The organism is Brevibacillus sp. FIR094 (assembly GCF_050477165.1).
Taxonomy (GTDB): domain Bacteria; phylum Bacillota; class Bacilli; order Brevibacillales; family Brevibacillaceae; genus Brevibacillus.
Genome location: NZ_JBEAES010000030.1, coordinates 1 through 25281, shown reverse-complemented (window position 1 = coordinate 25281; position 25281 = coordinate 1). Strand labels below are relative to the sequence as shown.

17 protein-coding genes are annotated in these 25281 nt (G+C 46.3%); 5 read left to right on the top strand and 12 right to left on the bottom strand.

Features of this window, described 5'->3' with window-relative positions; genetic code table 11:
• The first annotated feature begins 205 nt into the window (after nt 1–205).
• Nucleotides 206–3319: a S8 family serine peptidase gene (locus ACQ5DJ_RS22550; RefSeq protein ID WP_429844403.1), complete on the top strand. Its 3114-nt coding sequence runs from the start codon at nt 206–208 to the stop codon at nt 3317–3319.
• A 152-nt stretch (nt 3320–3471) separates the two neighbouring features.
• On the opposite strand, the gene ACQ5DJ_RS22545 is transcribed toward ACQ5DJ_RS22550, so the two are convergent.
• The 5 genes from ACQ5DJ_RS22545 to ACQ5DJ_RS22525 all read right to left on the bottom strand — a co-directional run bounded on the left by ACQ5DJ_RS22545 (nt 3472) and on the right by ACQ5DJ_RS22525 (nt 9139).
• The gene (locus ACQ5DJ_RS22545; RefSeq protein WP_429844402.1) at nt 3472–4971 is read right to left on the bottom strand and encodes a malate:quinone oxidoreductase; all 1500 of its coding nucleotides are present in this window, start codon (nt 4969–4971) and stop codon (nt 3472–3474) included.
• 293 nt (nt 4972–5264) lie between these two features.
• Entirely contained in the window at nt 5265–5906 is a 642-nt protein-coding gene (locus ACQ5DJ_RS22540) for an ABC transporter ATP-binding protein (protein ID WP_429844401.1), read from the bottom strand.
• Nucleotides 5907–5911: 5 nt separating this feature from the next.
• Nucleotides 5912–8203, bottom strand: coding sequence for a DUF1430 domain-containing protein (locus ACQ5DJ_RS22535; RefSeq protein WP_429844400.1), 2292 nt, complete (start codon nt 8201–8203; stop codon nt 5912–5914).
• Between the two features lie 97 nt (nt 8204–8300).
• A complete protein-coding gene (locus tag ACQ5DJ_RS22530; protein WP_429844399.1) occupies nt 8301–8672 on the bottom strand; it encodes a lactococcin 972 family bacteriocin in 372 nt (123 codons plus the stop codon).
• Nucleotides 8673–8788: 116 nt separating this feature from the next.
• Nucleotides 8789–9139, bottom strand: a complete 351-nt coding sequence (locus tag ACQ5DJ_RS22525) for a winged helix-turn-helix domain-containing protein (RefSeq protein WP_429844398.1) — start codon at nt 9137–9139, stop codon at nt 8789–8791.
• Nucleotides 9140–9453: 314 nt separating this feature from the next.
• Between ACQ5DJ_RS22525 and ACQ5DJ_RS22520 the strand changes: the two genes are divergently transcribed.
• Complete coding sequence (locus ACQ5DJ_RS22520; protein WP_429844397.1) at nt 9454–10002, top strand: hypothetical protein; 549 nt, start codon at nt 9454–9456, stop codon at nt 10000–10002.
• A gap of 39 nt (nt 10003–10041) precedes the next feature.
• Here the strand turns inward: ACQ5DJ_RS22520 and ACQ5DJ_RS22515 are convergent, their stop codons facing one another.
• Complete coding sequence (locus ACQ5DJ_RS22515) at nt 10042–10488, bottom strand: DMP19 family protein (protein WP_429844396.1); 447 nt, start codon at nt 10486–10488, stop codon at nt 10042–10044.
• Between the two features lie 155 nt (nt 10489–10643).
• Here ACQ5DJ_RS22515 and ACQ5DJ_RS22510 point away from each other — a divergent pair, with 155 nt between their 5' ends.
• Nucleotides 10644–12023 (top strand): SMI1/KNR4 family protein, encoded by a 1380-nt coding sequence (locus ACQ5DJ_RS22510; RefSeq protein ID WP_429844395.1) that lies wholly within the window; start codon nt 10644–10646, stop codon nt 12021–12023.
• A gap of 53 nt (nt 12024–12076) precedes the next feature.
• Here the strand turns inward: ACQ5DJ_RS22510 and cysI are convergent, their stop codons facing one another.
• The 5 genes from cysI to ACQ5DJ_RS22485 all read right to left on the bottom strand — a co-directional run bounded on the left by cysI (nt 12077) and on the right by ACQ5DJ_RS22485 (nt 21507).
• Nucleotides 12077–13798 (bottom strand): assimilatory sulfite reductase (NADPH) hemoprotein subunit, encoded by a 1722-nt coding sequence (cysI, locus tag ACQ5DJ_RS22505; protein WP_429844394.1) that lies wholly within the window; start codon nt 13796–13798, stop codon nt 12077–12079.
• A 33-nt stretch (nt 13799–13831) separates the two neighbouring features.
• Nucleotides 13832–15658, bottom strand: a complete 1827-nt coding sequence (locus ACQ5DJ_RS22500) for an assimilatory sulfite reductase (NADPH) flavoprotein subunit (protein WP_429844393.1) — start codon at nt 15656–15658, stop codon at nt 13832–13834.
• Nucleotides 15659–15815: 157 nt separating this feature from the next.
• Nucleotides 15816–18941 (bottom strand): ATP-binding protein, encoded by a 3126-nt coding sequence (locus tag ACQ5DJ_RS22495; RefSeq protein ID WP_429844392.1) that lies wholly within the window; start codon nt 18939–18941, stop codon nt 15816–15818.
• Between the two features lie 156 nt (nt 18942–19097).
• The gene (locus tag ACQ5DJ_RS22490; RefSeq protein ID WP_429844391.1) at nt 19098–19955 is read right to left on the bottom strand and encodes a class I SAM-dependent methyltransferase; all 858 of its coding nucleotides are present in this window, start codon (nt 19953–19955) and stop codon (nt 19098–19100) included.
• Nucleotides 19956–20136: 181 nt separating this feature from the next.
• Complete coding sequence (locus ACQ5DJ_RS22485; RefSeq protein WP_429844390.1) at nt 20137–21507, bottom strand: FAD-binding oxidoreductase; 1371 nt, start codon at nt 21505–21507, stop codon at nt 20137–20139.
• A 226-nt stretch (nt 21508–21733) separates the two neighbouring features.
• On the opposite strand from ACQ5DJ_RS22485, the gene ACQ5DJ_RS22480 reads away from it, so the two are divergent.
• Both ACQ5DJ_RS22480 and ACQ5DJ_RS22475 read left to right on the top strand, forming a co-directional pair.
• Nucleotides 21734–22105, top strand: a complete 372-nt coding sequence (locus tag ACQ5DJ_RS22480; protein ID WP_429844389.1) for a hypothetical protein — start codon at nt 21734–21736, stop codon at nt 22103–22105.
• Nucleotides 22106–22684 (top strand): YndJ family transporter, encoded by a 579-nt coding sequence (locus tag ACQ5DJ_RS22475; protein WP_429844438.1) that lies wholly within the window; start codon nt 22106–22108, stop codon nt 22682–22684.
• A gap of 36 nt (nt 22685–22720) precedes the next feature.
• Here the strand turns inward: ACQ5DJ_RS22475 and ACQ5DJ_RS22470 are convergent.
• Nucleotides 22721–25281, bottom strand: a 2561-nt coding sequence (locus tag ACQ5DJ_RS22470) for an S-layer homology domain-containing protein (RefSeq protein ID WP_429844388.1), incomplete at its 5' end; no start/stop codon positions are given.

Genomic DNA, 25281 nt, shown 5'->3' with positions numbered 1-25281 from the left:
ATGAAAAATATAAAAAATGATTTGGCAAAAAACAACAAATTATTACATTATCCCTCTTGATTCGATTGAAAACACAGTCAATTTTGTCTATTTTTGACGAATTTGCTCGATAAAAAGTTTTTTCCCAATAAAAGGAGTAGTCTTACGGGAAGAGAAATACTTATGCAAATCGTCTTATACATAATTTTTTAAGGAGAGTGGACCGATGAAGAAGATGCGTACTCTCGCTTCTCTTACGCTTGCAGCATCACTCATGCTGAGTGGCCTTCCTTACAATGCACTGGCAGCGGCGGAGTTTAGCGAACAGGATTGGGAGAAAGTAAACGAATACACCAACGCGGAAGTAGAGCTTGGTTCCGAAATCTCGAAAATATCCCCCCTGCTGAACACCAGTTCCAGCAAAAACGTCAGTGTCATTATTGAGCTGAACAGCGAGCCTTCAATCACAGCTAAACACGAGGAAGGTTCAGAATCTTCCGTTAGATCATTGCGAGCAAAAGTAGAGGAGGAGCAAGAATCTTTCCTCGATGAGGCAAAAGACAACAAGGTCAAACTGAAGGTAAAGCGCAAGTTTGAGCATGTATTCAACGGTATGGAAGTAACAGTATCAGCCGACGAATTAGAAGAGCTGGCTGGATTGCCACAGGTGAAACGCATTTATCAAAATACGTATTATGAGCTTCCCGAAATTGATGCCGTCAGCGAGAAAGCATCGTCCACCAAATGGGATCAGGCCCCGCTCCAACAAATCGGCGTTCTCGATATGTGGAAGGAAGGTCTGACAGGGAAAGGATTGAAGGTCGGCGTCATCGATACGGGTGTCGATTACAAGCACCCTGATCTCAAGGATGCTTATAAAGGCGGATATGACTCCTTCGACAATGACAAAGACCCTTACGAACAAGCGCCAATCCCTGTGGAAGAGGACCGCGATGGAAAAGGATATGAAGGCTCCAGCCATGGAACTCACGTCTCCGGCACCATCGTAGGGCGCGCCAAAAACAGGACCTCAGATGTACAGGTAAAAGGGGTTGCCTACGGTGCAGACCTCTACGTCTACCGCGTATTGGGCCGAGGCGGCGGTAGCTCTGCTCAGGTCATCGACGGTATCGAAAAAGCGGTAAAAGACGGCATGGACGTCATTAACCTGTCGCTTGGCTCCGCTATGGAGAAGGACTCTGACTCCCCAGATGCCATCGCTGTAAATAACGCAGTGCTGTCTGGTGTAATCACTGTCGTATCGGGTGGGAATTCAGCCGACGATGAACGCGGCAGACATTTCTACACGGCGGGATCACCTTCTGGAGCGAGACTGCCGATCACAGTTGCGGCGGTAGACTCCCCTACCGTGCAATATGACGGCTCAGCAACCTCATCCTTCGGAGCCAATTACGAGTTCCCTGTGATGGCATGGCAGGTCAGAAAGGATAACTTCTCCTCCATTATCGGAACCAAAGCGCTGCCAGTCGTCTATGCCAACCTTGGCTCTCGCAGCGATTTTGAAAAGGCAAATGTAAAAGGCAAAGTCGCTCTCGTTTCCCGTGGTTCTCTCGGCTTCACGGAAAAAATCGATAACGCCCGAAAAGCTGGTGCTGTCGCGATCGTGGTCTTTAACGGTAACGACGTCGACGGGGATGGCCAAGCTGACCTGGATATCCGTGATCGCGAGGGCTATGTCAACACGATCCTGGGTGACCAGATCGAAGCAATCCCTACCTTTGACATGAAGGGTCTGGAAGGCCGGACACTGGCAAAAGAGCTGTTGGCTGACCCTGCAAAAGCGAAAACACTGACGTTTACGTTCTCAGGAAACTACCCAAGCACAAATGATCCGGGCGACCGCATCGCCGGATTTAGCTCACGTGGTCCAATCATGGGCGACGATTACAGCATCAAGCCGAATCTGGCTGCGCCAGGTGTAGCCGTACTGTCCAGCTATCCATCTTGGAGCAAGCTCATCCCTAACGCCAAGTACGACAAGGCATACGCCCGTCTAAACGGTACAAGCATGGCGGCTCCACACGTTTCCGGTCTTGCCCTACTGTTGAAACAGGCACATCCGGACTGGACACCTTCCGATATCAAGGCAGCGCTCGCGAACACTTCAAAACCGCTGTATAGCCCAGACGGCTTACTGTACGATGTCTACTCCCAAGGTGCTGGCCGCGTAAACGGCCATGCCGCGTCGAAAACACCTGCTGTTCTGACAACAGTAGAGCAGCTCACCATTTTGGGCGAAGATTTTGAACCGAAGACCATTCCGTATTATGCGGATAACGTTTCCTTTGGCTTGCTGAAGGCTGGTAGCAATACGGTCACGAAAACGCTCCAGCTGAAAAACCTGTCCAAGAAAGAAGTTTCTTACGAAGCAAAAGTGATCATGCATCCGTCCGTCACGACAGATCCGTACAAGCCAGGCTCCAAAACGCCAGATGTCGATGACATCGATGTGGAAATCTCCGATGATTCCATCTCCGCTAAAAAAGGAGATGCGACCACATTTGAGCTCAACCTGTCCGTTGACTCCGATGCAAAAGACGGCGTTTATGAAGGGGAAGTCCTGCTGACAGCGAAAGGCAACCCTGACCTGCGCCTGCCGTTTGCTGTACACGTGGGAGACAAGCGTGAGGAGACCAACTTCGGTTTCGACAATCTGAAGCTGTCCGATACGACGATCACACCTGATGGCGATGGCAATGAGGATTCGTTCACACTCGAAGCCGAGCTGCAAGCCAAAGACGTGAACCAGATCTCTGTTGAAGCATGGAGCATGGATGATAAATACATCGGTACCCTCGCATCCGTGTTCAATAACTACGTGCTGATTGCGCCAGGTCCTATCACCTTCTCTAATCTCGATGGTACCTACTACGATGGTACTCAAGTAGCGAAGAAACTCGATCCAGGCAAATACAAGCTGAAGCTCGTCGGTCGAAGCGTTGACCAAAGCAAGCCGAAGGGTGAGCAGATTGTAAAAGAATACGAGGCTTGGAAATCCTTCATGATTAAGGTATCTGGTAAAAACGCAGTCTTGTCCAAGGTAGTTGAGGAAGCCGAGGAGCAATTCGAGTTTGAGATTGCGAATACCACAGAGCTGGATCAACCAGTGCTTGCCCTGCCGGAAGAGAGCGATGATGTGACTTATCAGGTGACAAAGAGCTCTGATGAGGCGTTTATCGACGAAGAGGGGATTTTGAAGGAGCTGCCTGCCGAAGGTGAAGAGACCGTTACGTTGTACGTGACGATTACTTCTAAGGAAGATGAGTCGGTTACGCGGACTGTAAAGGTGGAAGTGACGTTGGAGGCAGTAGTAGAGTAGTTTGGTATGACGCTTAATAGTTAAAGGAAGGCTCCGCCATGATGTATGGCGGGGCCTTCTTCCTTCATCTCCCCCACTCCTACTCTACGAATTCAAAAAGAACCTTCGATCCAAAAACGGATCAAAGGTTCCAAAAGATTGCTATTAACTAATTAACTAAAAACCAGTTCTTTTTCGCTAAGACCAAGCGCCTCGTCTGTCGAACGTTGAATCTCTTGAAGAAGCTCTTGGTTTTGCAAGAGTGACACGCCATAAGAAGGAATCATTTCTTTGATTTTCGGTTCCCACTCTGCCATACGTTGTGGGAAACATTTTTCTAATACCTCAAGCATAACCTGAACAGCTGTAGAAGCACCTGGAGATGCGCCGAGCAATGCAGCTACGGAGCCATCAGCGGCACTAACCACTTCTGTACCAAATTGAAGGGTACCTTTTCCAGCTGGTGTATCCTTGATAACTTGCACACGTTGACCAGCTACCACGATACCCCAATCCTCGCTTTTCGCGTTCGGAATGAACTCCCGTAGTTCTTCCATGCGCTTTTCATGCGATAACATCACTTGCTCGATCAGGTATTTGGTCAATGCCATTTCTTTTACGCCTGCCGCCAACATCGTGATGACGTTGTTCGGTTTTACAGAAGTGATCAAATCCATATTGGAACCTGTTTTTAAGAACTTTGGCGAGAATCCCGCAAAAGGTCCAAACAGCAAGGATTTTTTGTTGTCGATGTATCTGGTATCCAGATGCGGTACCGACATTGGAGGAGCGCCAACCTTTGCTTTACCGTACACTTTTGCATGGTGCTGCTCTACCACTTCCTGATTTTTACAAACCATGAACAATCCGCTTACCGGGAAACCGCCGATATGTTTGGACTCTGGAATACCGGTTTTTTGGAGCAGATGCAAGCTTCCGCCACCACCGCCGATGAAGACGAATTTGGCAATATGGTCGTCGATGTTACCGGTAGCCATATTGTAGATTTTCAATTTCCACATGCCGTCGCTCGTACGTTTGATATCCTCAACAGCATGGTTGTAGTTAATCTCGACGTCTTTCGTCTTCAGGTAATCAAACAACATACGTGTCAAAGCACCAAAATTGACATCCGTACCAGAGTCGATTTTGGTTGCAGCTATTGGTTCATTCGATGCGCGGCCTTCCATGATGAGTGGAATCCATTCCTTCAGTTTTTCAGGGTCATCGGAGTACTCCATCCCTTGAAATAGAGGATTGTTTGCCAGCGCTTCAAAACGTTTTTTCAAAAAGCTTACATTCGTTTCGCCTTGTACCATACTCATATGAGGTATTGGCATGATAAAGTCTTGCGGATTTTGGATGAGATTGTTTTTTACAAGGTAAGCCCAGAATTGTCTGGACAGCTGAAAATGTTCATTGATTTTAATCGCTTTGCTAATATCTATAGACCCGTCAGCTTTCTCGGATGTATAGTTCAGCTCACAGAGTGCCGCGTGGCCAGTACCCGCATTATTCCATTCGTTAGAGCTTTCTTCGCCTGCTTTTGCGAGTTTCTCAAAAACTTTGATTTCCAACTCCGGTGCCAATTCTTTCAGTAATGCTCCCAGAGTTGCGCTCATGACCCCTGCACCAATCAAAATAACGTCTGTTTTTTGCTGTATGGAGCTCATATTACCCTTCCTTATCTACTGTTTTTGTAAAAAAGAAGTAGTAGCTCCTTGCCCCGTTGCAAGACGCTACGAAAACATCTTACCTTTCACAACTATAACTATATCATAGAAATTATTTATTGATTCAATTATCTATTATAATTAGAGGATTAATAACTATTTAATGTTGGTAAAAATGTAAGAATGCTGTCCACAAAGCCTTAACTCAGCTTTTTGCAAGGGTCCCATTTAGATGAAAAAACCTGAGCCCGGTAGAGGACCGAGCTCAGGTGCGTGGATGAGGCTTATGACATTTACGACAGTTTTATGGTTCTGTCACACGCGTCTGCAACGTATTGATCATGAGTAACGATGATAATCGTTTTGCCATCATCATTGAGTACCTTTAGAAGCTTAACAATTTCGTTTCTATTGTCCATATCCAATGAGCCCGTAGGTTCATCAGCAAGGATGAGGTCGCATGGTTTTAATAAAGTTCTCGCAATCGCTACCCGCTGCTGCTCTCCGCCTGACAAGCCGTATGTTTTTTGCTTAAGCGGTATATTCAAACCCACTTTTTCCAGCGCATGAATTTTTAGCTTTTGCTTGTCCTTTCGCGAGTTTCTTGAATACAGTAACGGAATTTCAAGATTATAGTCCACTGTTGCATCGTCAATTAATGCGTAATTTTGGAACAAGTAACCGATCTTTGTCCGAAGAAGCCTGTTTGCTTGAGCTGAACCAATCCGAGGACTATTTTTTTCAAACAGTTTGACAGTGCCAGCACTCGGTTTTTCTAGCAATCCCATGATATTTAAAACGGTTGTCTTTCCGGAACCGCTTTTCCCGGTAATGGCGAGCATTTCACCCTCATAGACCTTCAAATTAATCTGTTCTAGTACCAAATGGCCTTCATAGCGCTTGCTGACATCCACCAGCTCACATATTGTTTTCATACTGCTCAAACCCCTCCTTTCAGGACTTTCACTTTGTTTTTCCGTTCGATAACGAAGAGTGCAATCACAGATGCCATCAATTCAATTACGAGCACTCCAGCCCCTACTGCAAACACGTTGATGTCAGATGACCCGATTGTCTGATAGATGGATGTCGCCACTGCAAATACACTTGCCGCCTTCTCCAACACACTAGTTGCCAGCCCGTTGTTAATAAAGAAGCAGATGCCGATTTGAATCACCCATGTCGTTAGTAAAAGCCACAAATACTCCTTGTACGTTTTTATAAAACCGGCACCAAATAATCTGCGAACGATAAATCTCCGTTGATATTTGCTGAAGAATACGCTCAAATTCTGGACAACCAGCACTACTAATCCCGCAATCAAACCGATGCTAAGGAACAAAAGCTGGTTCCTCTGCTTTTGCAGATCGTATATTTGCTCGATAGCGTACTGGTCTACGGATATCAGGGTTGTCAGATTGTCATCGAGTTCTAGTCTTTTCATCTCAGGCTCCAGCGCCTTTATCGTCTGCTGACTGTCTCTATTGATCAGCTTCACTTTTAACGGATCACGCCCCCCGCCACCGGTCATCATGTTTGCTTTATCTGCAACAAGACTGTTTTTCTCGGTGATCACTTGGATGATCGGATCTACAATCATGTTGTTTTCTAAGCGAAATACATCGGGGTTGAAGCTGAAAATTTTCTGGTCGTTCGCAATCCAGATGATGGTAAGCTGTTGATTCCTTACGCTGTTGGGAATCCCTACTTTAAACAGGTTTTCATCCGCCTCTATACGATTCTTTCTGATTTTCTTAAAGTAATCTAAAATATCTTTTTCTTTATTACGATATTTTTCAGGTGCAAGTAAAATGAAATCGCTCGTCTCTTCAAAAATTCTCACAGGATTATTTTGAATATCATATACGGGAAATTCTTGCAGATAATTAAGGTTTACGGAAATAGAACGTATTCCGCCAGACTCCCTGTTAAGAATAAGTGATTGTTGCTCATATGCTATCGCGTTGATGTACAAGGCTCCCTTTCGATTGAGTAAAGGGTAAAGGCCTGTCACTTCAGCTACAGTCGTTTTGGGTGAACCTTTCTCTAAATCCTCTGAATCATTCCCAACCTTAACGGGATAGAACACACCATAATCCTTGCTGCGCTCCCAACTCTTCAGATTTTCCTGCTTGATGCGCAATTCATGATACTGACCCCAAATAGATAGGATAACTAAGACCAGAAAGATGGAACAACCGATCTTGAGCAGGGTATTCAACGCAAAAATGACATTCGTTTCTTTGCGGTTTTTAATTACATCGACTACTTTCATTCTAGAAATATAAATGTAGGCAAAGAGTGAAATGGAAGTGACAATGACATAACTAATCAATTGGGAAATAACCACACTTCCGATAAATGGAACAGTTGTGTCCTTAATTAGCAAGGCCGCAAGTACAGAGGCTGTTGCTGCAAGAAGAAAAATAACGGTGATGAATCTCCCTACGACCAGGTACCAGAGATACAAGTTAGACAAGCCATGCATCTTCATAACGCCAATTCGCTTGGATTCGTTAAAAATGTAGTAGATGAGCATGATGATCACGATGATCATTATTACGTACTTGATGTATGTAAAGAAATCTTCCTCGATTTCCATTTCTCCAGAATTGTAAGATTGACCCTTGAAATCTTCGGGAGTAAGCACAGCCTCATGGCCAACCAGTTTTTTGGCAAATATTTTGTTGATGACACGATCAATAAACTCATTGTATTGGTCTTCAGATGCCTCGATAAAGTACTCGCCTGCTACGGGAAGATGTGCATAAACAACCTTAAGAGGCTTTATTTCAAAGAGGGAATTACCACCAAAACTCTTGATGATACCCACCTGATCCTGACTACCGGTATCTATCGTAGATAGAAAGGAGTTACTCTTCTGCGTGTCTTCCGCGGTCAAAAACTTGCCCGTTTTTAAATGAAAGGAATCAAATAACTGGGTGTTGTTTGTCAGCAGCACGTATTTGTGAATTTGAGCCTCGTCATCTATACCGTAATCGATCTGTGTTCGGAAGATATTGACCTTGCTTTCGACAGCTGCTTCTAGTAGGATCGGGTACATTTCATCTGGTGCAGCAAAATTCGCATAGTTGGGAATCTCAAACTGCCTTGATATCCCCTCTCCTGCCTTTTCCATTCGATCAAGTTCATTTCGATAGGTTTCATTGTAAGCCAATAGAAATGACACCGCGAAAACAAGAACTAGCAAACAGGATAATGTCTTTTTCAATTCACCCGCTCCTCACCCGTTGAAGAATTCCATATATTCACAAACATACCATACGATACTCAGAAGAGTAACGTATGGTAGTTGATTTGAAATTATTCTATTTATTAGGAGATTTCGCCTCGTTGTCCCAGTATGCATACCCGGTTTTATCTTTTGGTCCGTAAGCATCCGCCAATGACCACTCGCCAGCGTCCGCATATTTCTTATCGGTACTGGTTCCTACCTTAGCTGTCGAAGAATGATAGTTATCCGGGTGATTGTAATGGGACCAGCAATGCTTTTGCGAACCATTGATCTGTGTACCGTAATCCCAAGTACCGCCACCAACGTTTTCTATCGCGAACGGAGACACCTTAGAGTTGACTAGTTCAACCTTGCCTTTTGTCTGAATTTCTTCTGCCGCCAGCGCCTGAGAACCCATTGCCAAAGTAAGTGCTGCAATTACGCCTACCATACTTTTCTTCAACACAATTTCCATCTCCTTCAATTATTTGTATTTTTTGCCTTGCATAAATTATATTATCACAATAATTTTTCCAAAAAACTTACAGTTTATATAGTTTTCGGAAAATTATAATCTTGATATTATTTCGAGAGCGCCTTCTTCTTTTTTCTTAAGTACAAGACATATCCTTTTCCATAGTTGGAAACTAGACATTGAGGTTTCGAAGGATCATCTTCAAGACGCTCACGAATCCGTTTTATCACTACATATAGAGCATCCTTTTGAATGGTGCTGTTTTTTCCCCAGCCACGCCGGATTAATTCAGTTGGTGTCCTTTCTTCTCCTATCTTTTCTGCTAAGTAACGCAAGACTTTAAACATCGTTCGAGAAAGAGCGCTCTCCATTCCATCTTTTACAATGACCTCTTGTTCTATATCTAGATAACAATCCTCTCCAAGAGAAATTGTCATGTTGTCGACAGTCGAATTCATAGTTTACGGCTCCCCTCTAATAGAACTTGTCACTATAAGCTAGCAGATACCTCAGATGATTACATATAATTTAACATAATTACCAAAATTATCCTATATTAGTTTTCGATTATTATTCATCTATTTAAAGTAAGTTGCATCGTTAACCGACAACTTTGTAAAAGAGGGCTTTTCGTCTAAAAGGGAGAACATAGGTGACTAGAAAATACTTTGTCTGCTTTGAGGGATATCTTTTGGCGGAATGAACTATTATACAAAGCCGCTTCCCTTGCTGAGTAGCTGTAAAGTAGCTAGAAATAAGTATAGAGATGGAGATGAACTCTTTGACCCACCTGACAAACAACATTCCGTGGCAGCGTTTGACGACAGCCTATGGCAGAGGGACGGACATTCCGCGGCTTATAGAGACCCGGCAATATGAGGAATTGGCCAATCTAATCGAGCACCAAAGCACCTTGTGGCAGACGACGCCGTGGGCGCTACTGATACTCCTACAGGAGCTTGCCAAACAAAAACCAGAGCAGGTCTCTTCGCTGGAAATTCAGTTGTACTTGGCTGTAGCTTCTGCTATAAACGTGGACGAAATGGATTCACAAAATGCGGTTGAGACCATGAACGAACTATTGGATGAAAAGTACTTGTGGCCAGAGGACGAGGAAGACGATGAATTATCGTGGGAAGAGGAGGAGCCGCAGGGCTATGAGCAGGAGGCATTTTTCAGCTATTTTTCTTTCAGTTATTCGCTGCTAAAAGATTCCATTCCCGTTTTCACCGCGATTATGGAAGGGAATGATGAGCTCGCTCCTGCTATTCAAGAGCTGCTACTTATGCTTCAGTCAAAGGGAGTTAGCACGATTGAATAGTTGTCGGTTTCTCCCTTGATAGTACCCACCCCCGTCACCTTATGATGGGGTGGGTACTCCTAGCTGCTGTACATAATATCGATGGGCAACTTCTGCAATGCGATCCTGGTCTTCCCAGAAGCTCTGATCAAGCTTATCCAGCCGTTCTTCCTCATCCTCGGTAAGGAACCGTGGAATATCCCAGAGTTGGGTGAGGCGGTTGTCTTCCGATAAATGCTCGATGCAGGCATATCCCGACTGGACGATTTCGAGAGCATGGACTGCCCCGATGGCTTGTAATGCCCGTACCGCGTAGATATACGCCTCTTCTCCCCAGTTGCAAAAAAACTGCAAAAACCCGCCGTTATATACATCAGCTTCCAACAACCATAAGGCGGCAATCTCTTGTTCCTGTGAGGTCAGTATGTTCCAGCCCAAAGCATTCTTTTTCTGCACAAAGGCTGCTGCAAAATCGAACCATACGTCATGGATATCCAACTTACTCAACTTGTACGCCCCCTAAATCTTTAATCTCTTCAAGATCAGATGTGCACAAACAACACGAAATAAATTAATCTTATATGAATACATAATTGTTTGGTAGATGGTGGCAGCTTCGCTTGGCTGGCATCTAAGAAAAAGAATCGTTTGGGAGGTTTGCTATGGACCAGGCACTGATCGAACAATTAAATCGCTGGCATGAAGAAGACGAACACCAGCAAATTGTGGATTTGCTGTTAGCCGTTCCCGAGAAGGAACGAGACTATGAGGCAATCAGCCGACTGGGCAGAGCTTATAACAACTTGGGTCTTTATGAAGAAGCGCTCAACCAATTGGAGAATATTGCTGAAGCAGGTCAACGAGATTCAGTCTGGCACTTTCGGGTAGGTTTTGCCCTCTATCATTTGAAAAGATATGAAGAGGCGGCACAGTCATTCCGTACCTCTGACAAGTTAGAAACCGGTAATCAGAATACCGAATCATGGTTAAAGTGGAGCTTGCAAAAAGCGGAAAAGCAGCAAAGACAGGAGCGTCGGATAGCAGCCAAAAAGGCAGCGGCTGTTGAGGGTTCAGGATTGAAAGAAGTTCCTTTTTCGAACATGTCACTTGAAGATTTCTGGGACGACAGCGAGTACGCGAAAAAGGAATATCTATCCGAGCCACCCACGGATGAACTGATCGCATCGATCGAGGAAGAGTTGGGATACAAGCTCCCTGCCTCCTATCTTGCACTAATGAAGCAGCAGAATGGCGGCATTCCGAAAAACACGTGCTTTCCAACAGAAGACCCTACCTCCTGGGCTGAGGATCACATTGCCATTACGGGCATTCTAGGCATTGGCCGTGAGAAAAGTTATTCGCTCTGCGGGGATCTCGGCAGTCAATTTATGATTGAAGACTGGGGATATCCCGACATTGGAGTCGTGATCTGCGATTGTCCTTCAGCAGGTCACGACGTAGTCATGCTGGATTACCGGGCATGCGGGGAAGATGGTGAACCCGAAGTCATTCACGTTGATCAGGAAAGCGATTATGAGATTACTTTCTTGGCTGAAAATTTCGAGGCGTTTATCAGGGGCTTGGTGAGCGAAGAAGAATACGATACCTCCGAGGAGGATAAGGAAGCGGCTCTCTATAAAGTTGCCCACGGGAAGTTTTCTTCCTTGCTGGAGGAGCTGTGCACGCCAGTATCGGAAGTAGAACAAATCGATCAGAAAATACGTAGCATTTGTACACGGATTGTAGAGGAAAAAGGCTATTTTTCTTTTCATGCGGATGAACTCTCGTATCTGATGTACGATGTGCAGTTTTGGCTATACACAAAGTCATATCCGGATACCAGTCGCGAGCAGTACCTGGCTGTCTATGAGAAAATGATCGCCTTTGGCGGAGAATTCGGTCAAGGCGGCTACGCTCCGGGATGGATTAGCGAATGGCTGGATCGTCGCAAGAAGGAAGGGCGGATCGTACAGGAAAATGGGCACATCCGGTTTACAGATCAGTTCGCAGCGGAAGTGATTCAACAGCTACGAGAAGCCTAAAAGACAAAGGTAAAGACCATCCTTAACGGGATGGTCTTCTCTTCGCAACTACACTACTCATGAAAATCGAGTCCCGATCTGACTTCTTTCACATACCCTGCCCGAATAACAAAATCTCCGAAGTGCTCGCCTTCCCCACGTTCCTTCGCATACCGATTTAAAATTGGCCGCAGTTCATTCAGTATTTCTGTTTCCCCGATGTTTTCACGGTACAGCTTGTTCAATCGATTGCCCGAGAAACCACCGCCCAAATACATGTTGTATTTACCGACAGCCTTCCCAATAAAAGAGATTTCCGCCAGTGCAGGTCTTGCGCATCCATTTGGGCATCCTGTCATACGAATGACGATCTCCTCTTCGCGCAAACCCGCCTCATCCAAGATCAGCTCGACCTCATCTAGCAGTGTAGGCAAATAACGCTCCGCCTCGGCCATCGCGAGTCCGCAAGTCGGCAACGAAACACAAGCCATGGAGTTTCTCCGCAGCGCAGAATAGGAAGTTCCATCGGTGAGCCCGTATGCTTGAATGATCTGTTCAATTTCTGGCTTCTTTTCACTGGTGATATTTCCAATAAGGAGGTTCTGATTCGGCGTCAGGCGGAAATCACCTGTATGCACTTTGGCAATCAATCGCAGGCCAGACTTCAGGAGGTAGTTGTCCTCGTCTTTTACACGTCCATTCTGAATGAAAAGGGTAAAATGCCAGTTATCGTCACTCCCTTTCACCCAGCCATAGCGATCGCCATTATGCTCGAAGTGATAGGAGCGTGCCTTCTCCAACTCCCAGCCCAGTCGTTGCTCCAGTTCATGGATAAACCATTCGATACCGCGATCGTCGATGGTATATTTGAACCGAGCATGCTTCCGCACCGCGCGATCTCCGTAGTCTCTCTGGATCATGACCGTTTTCTCGGCGACATCCAAGACTTGTTCCGGTGTGACGAAGCCGATCACTCGCGCCACCTGCGGATACGTTTGTGGATCGCCGTGGGTCATTCCCATTCCGCCTCCGACCGCAACGTTGAAGCCCAGCAGTCGACCGTCCTCATGAATGGCGATAAAGCCCAAATCCTGAGAAAAAACGTCAACATCGTTGGCAGGCGGTACGGCGATGCCGATCTTAAACTTGCGAGGCAAATAGACAGGCCCATAGATCGGTTCTTGCTCTACCCCATCCCGACTGTCGACAACCTTTTCTTCATCCAGCCAGATTTCATGATAGGCGCGGGTACGAGGATCGAGATGATTGCTTATTTTCTTGGCCCATTCGTAAACCTCTTGATGAACTTCCGATTGGTACGGATTCGGGTTGCACATGACGTTGCGGTTGACGTCCCCACAAGCAGCCAGTGTACTAAGCAAGGCTTCGTTTACTTCTTGAATCACCTGCTTCATATTCCACTTGATCACGCCATGCAATTGGAAAGACTGACGAGTCGTCAGGCGAATCGTTCCATTCGCAAACTGCTGGGCGATATCGTCCATCATGAGCCATTGCTCTGGTGTGACAACGCCACCAGCGGCACGAACACGCACCATGAATTGATAGGCCGGCTCTAGCTTCTGTTTGCTCCGTTGGTTGCGAAGATCCCTGTCATCCTGCATGTAGCTGCCATGAAATTTCATCAGGCGGTTATCATCCTCAGGGATGGACCCAGAAATCCTGTCTTCCAGTGTTTCCGCCAGACTCCCTCGCAAGTATTCACTCTTGCGTTTAATGTCCTCTACATCACTGTGAGGAGCACTGTTTGGCGAAAGCAAATGATTTTCTGACATGGTTTCATCTCCCCTCTCATTCTTTCTCAAAAATCAGTAGACATCTCGCTGATATCGTTTTTCCTGCTGCATCCGTTTCAAATACGTAACGGCTTCCTCTGAATCGAGTCCGCCCTCTTGTTGAAGAATGGTGACCATCGCTGCGTGAACATCGTGCGCCATCTTCTTCTCATCTCCGCATACGTATACATGCGCCCCAGCCTGCAGCCATTGATAGAACTCCTTGCTCTTCTCAATCATCCGGTGCTGAACATACACTTTTTCGCTTGTATCTCGAGAGAATGCAACATCCATATGCGTCAGTACGCCCTGTTTGAGCCAACGTTGCCATTCGAGCTGATAGAGAAAATCTGTGGAGAAATGCTGGTCACCAAAGAAAAGCCATGTCTTCCCCGTCGCCCCAAGCTCCTCCCGTTCTCCCAGGAAGGCACGGAATGGAGCGACACCTGTGCCGGGACCAATCATGATCAGCGGGGCGTCCGGGTTAGCTGGGAGCTTAAAGTTGGGGTTATGCTGTACAAATACTGGCAGCGTATCACCCGTCTCCAAACGATCCGCGATATAGCTCGAACAAACGCCGTACCGCTCACGGCCATGAGCCTGATAGTGAACATTGCGAATTGTCAGATGAACTTCGTCCGGATAGGACTTTAAGCTGCTGGAGATCGAATAGAGACGCGGCGGCAGCTTTCTAAGGATGGAGACAAATTCTTTGGCAGAAACGCCCTTAAAATCGTAGTCCTCCACCAGGTCTAGCAAATCCCGATTTCGCACATAATCGCGAAGCTCTTGCTCTCGCCCTTTCGCAAGCAGTTCCAGCAACCCGTTTCCTGATGATAGCTTTACTGCTTGTTCCAAGAGAGGCTTGGTGAGAACCGTGATTTCAAAATGACTGGACAAGGCCTCTTCCAACGTGAACTCTTCCCCGTTTTTATGAATAGGTATGAGCTCTTCCGGCTTCCAACCCATCGCGTCAATCAGCTCGCGGACAAGGTCAGGATGATTATTGGGATAGATCCCCAAACAGTCACCCGGTTCATACTCGAGATTGGAACCCTCAAGGGAGATTTCCAAGTGGCGGGTTTCCTTATCTGATCCGCGTCCGTTCAGATTCAAGTTTTCCAAGACCACAGCCTGAAACGGATTCGACCGTGAATATTCAATCTGTGACCCTGACCCGATCACTGCACCGCCCACGATTGTGCTTGCAGCAGCAACTCGGATTGCCGAGGCTTCACTGAGAGAAGCCAGGACCTGATTCATCCATTCAGAGGCTTGCTCGTCGTAATCCACATCGCAATCGACTCGGGGAGTAAGACGCTTGCCGCCGAGCTCATCCAGCCGCGTATCGAACTCTTTGCCCGTTTGGCAGAACAATTCATAGGAAGTGTCGCCCAATGCCAACACAGAAAAGCGCAGACCCTCCAATTTAGGCGCTCTTTTGCTGTGCAGGAATTCATGGAAGGAGATGGCGTTGTCCGGTGGTTCACCATCCCCGTGTGTGCTTACCACAACAAGCAGGTTTTCAACCTTTTTCAACGCATTCGTCTTGAAGTCGCTCATGGAGGAGAGAGTTACGTGGAAGCCGTGCTCCTGAAGCTTTCCGGTCAGAGCCTTGGCCAACTTTTGGCTGTTCCCGGACTGAGACCCGAAAAGCACTGTCACCTCTTTGGAAATGACTGCCCCATTCGCAGCTGAAGTGGCTTGAAACCCAGCGGCCATCGGTGCCTCCACTTTGTGAAGAGCTGCAAGATACCCGCTCAGCCAAACCTTTTGCACCTCCGAAAGCGTAGGCAGCAACCGATTTAGGAGCTCTACTTGTTCCTGACTGAAAGGACTATCTGTCACCTTAAGTACCAACGATATGCACCTCACACGAGAAAAAGTTAATTCCGAGTAATCTTATATGATTATTTACTTTAAGCTACCACAGTGAGTAGAACCCGGGCAATTGGAATTCGTTATTGTGATCATAAGTTTTACTAATCATTGGAAAACAGCATAAAAAAGCCCGGTCCTAAGATAAGGAACCGGGGTGATCTTCACTCAAATTCTTGCTATTCAACTTGTTACGTACATGAAAAGTTACCTTTGTCCCTGTACCTAACGTACTTTCGATATGCAGTCCTTTTCCGAAGCGCCGTTTTAATCGCTGATCCGTATTAATCAATCCGACTCCTGAACTGCTATCTGCTTTTCTTTCTAAAAGTCGTTGTACTTGATCCTCATCCATTCCTATCCCATCGTCTTCAACGGCTATTTCTGCATACGTTTCCTGGACAGAAATCCGAATCTTAATTTTCCCCCCACGAATGCGGTTCATCACACCATGAATGATCGCATTTTCAACGAGAGGCTGGATCGTAAGAAAGGGAATTTTTAAATTCTCACAGTCATCTATCTCCCAAACAACCTGCAACCTTTCTTCAAACCGAACTTTTTCAATATACAGATACGAACGTACCAGGCTTAGCTCTGTTTCGATCGGAACAAGCCCGTCCATATCTTCAAATTTAAATTTATGCCTCAAAAAATTGCTGAACTCATACAGCAAATCACGCATCTTATCCAAATTAATGTCACTTAAAGCTGTTACAGCGCTCAACGCATTAAATAAAAAATGAGGCTGGATTTGCGCTTGCAGCCATGCCGCTTCTAATCGCAGTTGTTCCCGAAAAGATTGTTTAATCGTAGTTAGCGCCTCAATCCGCGATTTTATTTCCATTCCTTCTACTGGTTTGGTCACATAATCGTTTGCTCCCGCTAAAAAACCACTTTGAATATCTTTTGGTTGGCTTCTTGCGGTCAGGAGCAAAACAGGGAGCTCCGTGAATGTAAACCGCTCGCGAATCATTCGTGTCAGCTCATAGCCCGACATCTGCGGCATCATTATATCGGAGATGACGAGATCCCATTCCCTTGTATCCAGGATAGCCAACGCTTCTTTCCCACTCGTCACCATGGTTACATCATATTCGTCTGGAGGTAGTATGGCTTCCAGCACCTGAAGGTTAACAGGGTCATCATCCACAATCAATAGGCGCGGACGATCGCGATTCACTTCTAATAAAGTTGTTGGTTTCGTAGCCGAAGGGAGCTCCACTTTTTCCTGAATCGGCATAGATTGTACGACTACCGGTTCGAATGAACGAGAAACAGCTACCTCTTCCTCCGCTTCCCTATGTGCCAGCTTTAACGAAAAGGTAAATGTTGAGCCTTCCCCTAAGACTGAGGACACATCCAACGTACCTCCATGGAGCTCAACTAGCTGCTTGCTTATGCTTAAACCTAACCCAAAGCCACCTTCAATCATGGTCTCGCTCGTGCTGGCTTGCTCGTACGGACGGAATAGGCGCTTTTGCATGTCCTCATCCATCCCAATCCCTGTATCATGAATCACAATAAAAGCTCTTCCGTCCTTGGCAAAAGCTTGGATGGAAATGATCCCTTCGTTCGTATATTTCACTGCATTGTGAAGTAAATTGAAAACGATTTGAATCACCCGGTTCTCATCCGCGTGTACGGGAGGAAAATCTTCAGGGATTTGATTTTCGATTTTTACTGACTTTACTTCTGGGTTAAATTGCAGCATATCAAGGACTCCAGTTACGATGGGCTGAATCCATATGGCTTTTTTCTGTAGGCGTGGATTGCCTTCCTGTAAACTCATCACATCAATCAAATCATTTAATATCAATGTCAGCCGTCGTCCTACAGATATAACCGTTTCAAGCTCTTTAATACTCCTTTCCTGTAACAAATGTCGTTCCCTATTTAAAACGGATTGTGACATGTTCAAAATGCTATGTAGTGGATTTTTAAATTCATGTGAAGTGTTGGCCAGAAATTGATCCTTATGGTCATTCATTCTTTGCAAGGTTGCGGCAATCTCTTTTGTGTTGGCATGCATGTTAAAGTAATCCTTAAACCATACAGAGGCTAAGCACCCCATCGAAATAATCATATCAAACGGGTAGTAAACCAGACTCAAACCGCTTTCCCGCCAGATTAACGACCAAATAAAATGATGGGTCAACGCAAGAATAGAAAAAAGCAGTAAAAGATTGCTCTTGATATCCTTGATGACTTTTTTAAAGAAGGCAATCATCGTAATTCCTGCTGCAATCCCACCTAATAGAAAATAAACGGGGAAGAGCATAATCACCTGATGAGGGGCTAAAAACATCGTAATCCCAACAGTCCCAATATTCATTACCTTATATACAGGATACACCCTGCTCCAATAAGGGAGTTCGCGATGATTCGTACACTCCAACAACGCATAGGCGCCAATAACGAGAGCAACGTTAGCTAGCCGAAAATCCCAATCAATCCCGATGTAGAATAATTGGTGGAACAACTTCTCATCATTACTGAACACGCTAGTAAGTGCGATACATAATGTCACCAAAGAAAAATAAAGTAGCTTCTTTTCCTTATTTCCTAGCAAAAACAAAATAAGCGAATAAATAGAGTGCATAAGAAAGATTACAGCTGCCAGAAGCTGTGTAGAAATGGAGATTTTCATTTCCCTTGTAATGGCTTCTTCTGATCCAAATTTAATGGATCGAACAATGCCGCTGCCTCGACTATCCACATAATTTGCCGCCTGAATCACTAGATCGATTACGCCGTTTTCGTCTGCCGTAAAGGTTGTCGTATAAGGCAGGTTCTTCGCAAGATATGCATCCTCCGATTCCGCCACCCGTCCCGATTTAGCAAGCAATCGGCCATTTACATATAATTCTGATGCCGTGCGCACGCTGGGTACACGAATACTATAATTCAGGTCCTTTTCCGGATTTACATACAGACGCAATCGATACGAAGCAAATCCGTATGGAGTTGACTTGTCAGCATGCAGAGCTTCATTCCATTTTCCCGGGACCTGAATAAGCGATGGCTTCTTCTCGTCTACTCCTTGTTGCCGTCCGTCGTCTATCAACCATTGCGAGGGATAAAACTCCCACTCCCCATTGAGTAAGAGAATGTCACCATCTTCTGCATTCCACCCACGTAAATCGAATTGCCCATTCTTAATCGACGCTTGTTGATCACGAAATGATTCCATCCACAAAATACGCGCACCGGATAAGATGATTACTACTAAGCCTAGTAATAGTAGGACATGGCCCTTTCTCATTTGACTCTCCTAGTCATTTTCTTCTTCGACTTCGAAATAGAATCTGTCCATAATTTATCACATAGAATATGGCAGAGAAATACCGTTGTCATGGAAAAAGCTACGGTTATCTGAGGAATACCGTAGCTTATCAAATGGAGTTGTATGCCGTTTTCTCTATGTAGTGGCTACCAGGAATTCCTCGCCGCTTGGCAGCCGAAGATCATCGGTGCGGTCGGTAAAGTAGCGCTGGTTAAGTTCTGCCGAGGATACATGACGGGCTTCTCGGAAACCAGCCTCGCGGGCAAGTGCCAACATCTCCGGCGGTGTGAAGAAGCTGATAAAAGGCGTACCGCTTGCTCGCGCTCCCTTCTCCGCCTCGTCAACCTCAGGACGCTTCTCGGTTTCTGTGACGTGAAAGGGGAGCAAGAACGTCATGGCCAGCGTGGAGCCTGGAGCAAGCGTCGCTACTTGGCGCAACGTAGCCACAATCGCATCCTTGGTGAGGTATTGGGTAACGCCAGTGGATGCCACCACAGTTGGTTGGCTAGCGTCAAAGCCAGCGACCTTCAGCTGCTCCCACCAAGACCCGCCTGCTTCGAAATCAACAGGCACAAGTCGATGCCATTCGGGGATGCCAAAGCCAAGCTCGTGCAGACGCTGCCTCTTCCAGTTCTGCGTGTCTGGTTGGTCAACCTCGAAAATTCGCATCTGGGAAGCGATCTCCGGTCGGCGCTGAGCAAAGGTGTCGAGTCCAGCTCCAAGGATGACGTATTGCGTGACGCCGTGGCCGAGCTGCTCCGTGACCAAATCCTCAATAAAACGAGCACGGGCCACGATAGATGCTCGGAATCCACTCGTGCTCTCTGGGTCCATGTCAGGGCGTTGGCGCCATTCGTCTTCCGGGGCCGCCAGTCGCTGACCGATCTCGTCTTCTAGCACATGCGGTGGTGAATCGATCTGTACGTGCAATGCCCGCCACAACGCTACCCGCACCGCCGTGTGGTCTGGCACCGTAATTTTCTTATCATGCATGGCTGTTCTCTCCTATTCGATTCGATACAAAACGTCCGATTTTAATATGCTCCAATTTAATAGAACAATCCTGTCAAATAGCAATTCAATACCTCTAGTCCACCCTCCTCCAAAAACTTACCGCCTATCAGCGAAAAAATGAAAAAGGAGTACGCCGCGGCATGCTCCCTTGTTGATTTGCTTACCTGCTACCCACCGGAATACTCTGGGCAAAACGAAACACATTATGCGGATCGTACTTTCGTTTCACTCGCTTCAATCTGGCAAAGTTCACACCATAATACGCCTCTGGCCAGTTCTTGATCTGTAAATCGGGAAAGTTCACATAGTCCCCAACAACGAAGGGACGTAGCGCTCTGCGGAATCTTTTCACCCACTGGATATTCCGTTGTTGCTCGCTGTCATTCCTCCATCGCGCCGACAGCTCATAGATCGTCTCTGCCTTCCGATGAGGATAGGCCGTTGCAGTTGGTGAGACCCGGCTCACCGCGCTTCCTGCACCACCCAAACTTTGACACCATACGGTAGAATGCCTGTTGGGCGCTTTGGACAGGAAATTGCGGATGATCCGCACTCCTTCACGAGGCAAAGGCTGAAATCCGAAAGCCCCGGTTATTTTAAACTTCGGCTCCAGATTCAAGTCCGCTTCGGCAAAAAACCTGGTTGCTTCGATAAAAGGCACTGTCCGCACCATCACCTTCACCGGAGTTCCTGCTCTCAGCAAAGGTCTGATCAATCGCCGCAGCTCTTTTGCACTGCCTAGCAATTGCCCGGTAGACACGATAGTACCCACTTGCTTGGAAGCCACCTCGATGGTTGAAGTTAAGCGGTTCGTGACAGACGCTGCCCAGCGCTGCCAAGTCGGGAATACCTTCTCCAGATCGCGCCATTTCCAGGTAATGCTGTAGATGGAGACATCCTGGATAGGCCGTACCCGAAACGAAAAGTCTGTAGCAATGCCAAAGTTCCCTCCGCCACCACCTCGTGATGCCCAAAGCAGATCGGAATGCTTCTTCTTATTTGCCACGATTGTCTTCGCCCCACGCCGCCCCGATGCTACGACCATCTTCACCTGTTTCAGGTTATCGCAAGTAAGGCCATATTTCCGCGACAAAAGGCCAATCCCGCCGCCTAAGGTAAGCCCCCCAACGCCCACGTCGGGCGCAGTCCCAGCCGGGAGTGCCACGCGCTCATTCCATAGCTTCCTGTACACGCGGGCAAGAGGATTGCCTGTCTGTACATGAGCCACCATATTCTTGCGATCTACCTTAATCTTATCCATCTCGCTCACATCGATGATAATCCCACCATTTACAGCAGAAAAGCCTTCATAGCTGTGCCGCCCACTACGCGCTCGCAGCCGTACGCCCCGCTCACGAGCCCATTTTATTGCGTTGATCACATCCTGCGTTCGTCTGCAAAAAACGATGACCCGTGGAAACTTGGAAAAGCGCCTGTTGAACTCCATTCTGGCCGCATTGTATGACGAGTTGCCCGGTAACACGACCCTACCGGTCAAACGGGTACCTTCTTTTTTCCGTTTTTGTGCCATCGTATGTTCACCCACCTCGTTCATGAAGTAAGCTTTTTCATCTGCTTATTCCTATGTGTGGACACTAGACCTGGTAACGGCACATGTCTTGTAGGTAGACGTGGCAATTCTTCTTTTTTCTGATTTACCTTCGATTCATGAACAGAATAGCCCTCCCAAAATGTGTTACACTACTATAAGCAATCAATTATATGAATATCCATGAATGGCTTCTTGGGGGCAAGTGATGAAACCATTGATAGTACAGACGATTCCCGGTGGAATCATATCCATCCTGATCTTTTATCTGGATTACTTCCCATTTAACCTTGTCGAAAAATTTCTCATGTTTGCGGCTTTCGTCATTGTACCTCTAGTGATTTTACTTTTGCGCTATGACGAAAAGAATAAACAGCAAAGGGTTATTTATACTGCTATCAAGCTGCTTCACTTTCCCGCAGCGCTTCTCGCCTTAGCCTCTGTAATGGGCAACAAGACGTGGGGAATGGGAAGTTCGGCAATACCAGGGACCCTCTCGCTCGGGTGGCTACTGTTCACCTTTCTGCTCGGCATCTATGGCCTGACCATTATTGTGAATCGCAAGGGAAGAACAGAGTAAATAGCGATTGGCGCGGGGCTCGTTTACTTTTTTATCGGGGGCATTTGGTTCACTCTCTATCAATATCAATTTGACCTCTTCCAGGCTAAGCCTGCAACGCACGCACTGAGTTCACTCCACTTTCATTTCTCATCTGCCATTGTTCCGATTTTTATCGGTCTATTGGGACGGATCATGACGAAGAAAAGCTGGTATCCTTGGGTCGTTGCTGTCGATATCATTGGACCCATTCTGATCGCAGTCGGGATTATTTTCTCGAAGCCGATTGAGTACATTGGTGTCACCTTGTTCGCCTGTAATATTGCGATTTACACGACTTATCTACTTGCTTACTTGAGGAAAAGCACTTTACAGAAGAAGTCGAGCTTCTTTTTAGTCCTTTCCTGCATTGCCTTTTACACGATTGTCGTAGTTTCCATTTGCTATCCGTTATTGAAAAACATGTTTTCTTTAACCATACACGATTTCATTCCGATTTACGGATCGCTGCATGCGTTTGGTTTTGTTTTATGTGGTCTGATGGGATGGGTGTACATGATAGATTCTCTTAAGAAACTAACAAAAAGGGGTGTCTCCTAATTTGAGAGACAACCCTTTTTATGTTCTTCTTTACTTCTATTTACTCTCGGGCTTTTCGGACATTGGGAAAGTAGTTGCTTCCGCAATATCTTCAAAAGCCCAGTGGCTCTTCGGTACATCTACATAAATGGCTTCCTTATTTGCCTTGAGTGGCGTTCTTCCCGTCAAACGGTTGAACAAGGTTACTGCTTCCGCTCGAGTGAGTATTTGATTCGGGCGAAACGTACCATCCTCATAGCCTTTCATGAATCCTTGCCCTGTTACGGTGGCTATGATTGATTCTGCGATATTTCCTTTTGTGTCGGAATAGACAGCTGCTTGTCCATTTTCAGCAAGGCTTTTCCACCTGTAAATAATCGCTGCCATTTCTGCTCGACTTACCTTGGCATCTGGGTGGAAACGATCACCATATCCAACCATTAGACCTGCATAAGTCACCTGTTGAATGGAGTCTGCTGCCCAATGGGCTTTCACGTCAGTGTACTGCACCTCGGCGGTAAGCTGCGCTCCCTCTTCCAGTAGGAAATGAGCGAGCATCGTTGCTACCTCTGCACGTGTAAGCTCTCGATTTGGCTGGAACGTATTATCCGGGTATCCTTTCATATAAGGCAAATGCTGATTGCCTTGTAGGGACAGGATTGTAAATGTGCCGAACTGATTCGTGCTGATCTGGATACCGACAGGCTTTCCTGCCTCATAGCTAATAGTACCTTTCTTCAGCTCATAATTCCCATCGGTATGTTCTACATAAATCAGTAAGGAGTCGAGGAAAGCTTGCTGTTCGCTCGAGTTCGTTGGCAACGTGATTGTTTTCAATGGAAGCACCACGTTTGTAAGACGATCTCGATAGCTGGTTTCAATTATTACAGGTTTTCCTACCATCAAAACATCCTGACCGCCTGCCATCTGCTTTACCTGATCCGCTTGAACAGTACGATTGATCATGATTTGCTGTTCATTTTGATCACGGATCGGTATTACACGGAAGTATAGCTCCTCGTCTGCCATGCTTGCCATTGTCTCTTTTGGAATCGTGATGAAGACTTCCTCTGCTTTGATCTCCAGCGAAACCTTCTGCTCCTTCACCAATGCAAGTGCTTTTCCAGGAATGGTGACCCGCACTTCGTCGGCTGGATCATTCGACAAGCTGTCAATTAAAATCCGAATGATATCCTTATTGTTCTCGGTTGCTTTTTCTAGTATTTTTCTTGCATCCTTCGTGTCGAGAGTCAATTCGTCTACCTTTTTACCACTCATCGTGTTTTTTCGGGTAATATCGATCTTCTCCAGTACAGAGTTGTCTTTACCGGCTTCTACAATGATGGAGCGTGTAAATTCTTTTTCTCTAGATGAATCCGACTTGTCGCGACCGCCACCACTATTGTGATCGTCGTCATCATCGTCATCTCGGGAAGCTGCCTCGACCGTGACGCGAATGCTTACCGTAAAATCTTGACTGTTCTCTACCCCTTCAGGAAGATCGATCAATGTCCCTTCTACTTCAAAACGCTGTCTCTTACTGTCTTCCGGATCATAATCAGCATCTCTAACATTCCATTTGACGGATACTTCGATCGTACTGTCGTCATCTAGCTTTACTTTTACCTCATCCGGTAGATCAAGGGCTTTCGCTGTTTTTGCTGTGCCATTGTCTAGTCCATGAATGGCACGAGGATTGATGACTTCGATGATCTCTCTCTTCTCTCCAGTATCTTCTTCGGCCCTTACTTTTACCTGGATAGAGGCTTTCTTATCCTTCGAGTTCGTGATGCTATTCGGCAAAATAAAATGGCCGGTCACACGGAATTTCTGTGCTTCTTTGTTCGAAGGATCATAATCCGTTCCTCCCACATCCCAGTCGACTTCCAAGTAAGTGGTACGATCATTATCCAACGTAACTTGTACCTCGTCTGGTAAACCAAGTGCTTTTGCATTTTTAGGTGTAGCGTTGGCAACTGTAATGGTGGCTAGATCGTCGACCGATACGATGTCTCCAGTAATCTCGTCTTCTGCAGCATCCACTGTTACCTTCACCTTCGCTGTCAGATTCTGTGGATTACGGACACCACTTGGCAGTTGATCTATGGTACCTTTCACGGTAAATGTTTGCTCTTTCTTTTCATGAGGGTCATAGCTCGTATCATTTACCTGCCAATTTACTTCTGTTTGGATCGTACTCCCGTTACTGAGTGTAGCTTCCACCTTATTTGGCAAGCCGAGGGCTGTAGCTGTTTTGGCTGTTCCATTCTTTACTCTAGTAATGGAAGTTGGATGCGTAATGGAGGTTATTTCGAAAGTCACGGGTGGCTTAGGTGATGTTGCTTCTGCGTCGACTGTTACGCTGATGCTGGCTTTTTTGTCGGTGGTATTGGTGACGTTGGCTGGTAGAGGCGTTAAGATGCCTTCTACCGTAAAGGATTGTTTTGTCTTCTTCGTTGGATCATAGGTTACGCTGGCGAGATCCCAGATGATATCTGCATTAGTTGTGCTGTTATCGTCTAAGGTGACATCCACTTCTACAGGTAAACCTAGTGCCGCTACTGTTTTCTCGGTCCCATTCGCTAGACCTGTTTTCGCTGGCAAAGTCGCCACCGAAA